The 1,038-nt window shown below is 41.7% G+C and carries 2 protein-coding genes; one reads left to right on the top strand and one right to left on the bottom strand.

Annotated elements, in window-relative coordinates:
- The coding region (locus tag E0765_RS00010; protein WP_223175654.1) for a histidine kinase N-terminal 7TM domain-containing protein at nucleotides 1-281 on the bottom strand (281 nt) is incomplete at its 3' end.
- Nucleotides 282-588: 307 nt separating this feature from the next.
- Here E0765_RS00010 and E0765_RS00005 point away from each other — a divergent pair.
- Nucleotides 589-987, top strand: coding sequence for a histidine kinase N-terminal 7TM domain-containing protein (locus E0765_RS00005; RefSeq protein WP_132811170.1), 399 nt, complete (start codon nucleotides 589-591; stop codon nucleotides 985-987).
- Nucleotides 988-1,038: the final 51 nt, after the last annotated feature.

Below are 1,038 nucleotides of genomic sequence, written 5' to 3'. Positions count from 1 at the left end.
TTGGTAACGACCGGGATGACCAATACCACCAACCAGTTGTCACCCAAGATACGGCGGTTGGTGAATTCTCTGACCAAAAAGAACCACATTGCAGGAATGAACGTAATTCCGATGAATTCGATGCGGGCGAAGAATATTTTCCATGCCAGGGTGAGCGAAGCAGTTTCGAGTATAAAGTTGGATACCCATAAAAAAGCACAGACCATTAATATGATGAAACATCTCCCACTTGAAGATCTTCTGTAACGCCAGCTGAATATTAATAAGACCAGGATAATCATGGCAGAAACCATGAACAACCATAGTCCAGATGTATAACGAAATTGAAATTGCATGCCAGGCTTCTTTACGTGAAGGGTCTCTTAATCCTTAATTTCATACCAGTAGATATTTTTTTAATGCTGTTTCATCTACATTCTACGGTTAAAAAAAGGATTTGTCATCATTCGTATCCATATCTGGCATTCTCTATTCCAAGCTAGATCGATTTCCTTACCGTGAAATAACCTTTATAATTGAATAAGATTGATTGTATATTCACCACAGCCAACCACACACATAAGGGTATAAGACTCGAAGGGCGAATGGATGATCTATAATTTCCTGATTGTCGACTTGATTTTTTTTGGGTCGGCTGTTCTCTCTCTTTTTATCGCTTTGGTAATTATTCTGAAACATGCAGAACCAGGAGGTACGGCTTTTGCCCTGGTGATGATCTCGGTTTCGTTATGGTTGATCTTTCGTGTATTTGAGGGCGTGGCTGAATCGATTGCGGATAAAGTGTTATGGGCAAAATTTGAATATCTGGGAATCGCAACTTTGCCGGCATTCTATTTTGTCTTCGCCAGCCAATTCAGTCGCAAGGACCAGTGGACTACGACCAGGAATTTGCTCTTATTTTCGGTGATACCGTTGTTGACTCTGGTACTGGTTTTTACCAACGAGGTTCATGGTCTGATCTGGAGCGATATCCGTCCGGCACGGTGATGAGACGCTTTTAACCGAGTGCAAAAATTTTCTCTTCGAGCGTTTCGAGGG

The sequence above is a fragment of the Sulfuricurvum sp. IAE1 genome (genome assembly GCF_004347735.1).
In the GTDB taxonomy this organism is placed as follows: domain Bacteria; phylum Campylobacterota; class Campylobacteria; order Campylobacterales; family Sulfurimonadaceae; genus Sulfuricurvum.
This window is presented reverse-complemented; position numbering and strand designations above follow the sequence as displayed.

Bases quoted from the DNA above. Each gene is read 5' to 3' on its own strand.
- E0765_RS00005 (WP_132811170.1), top strand. From the start codon at position 589: ATGATCTATAATTTCCTGATTGTCGACTTGATTTTTTTTGGGTCGGCT.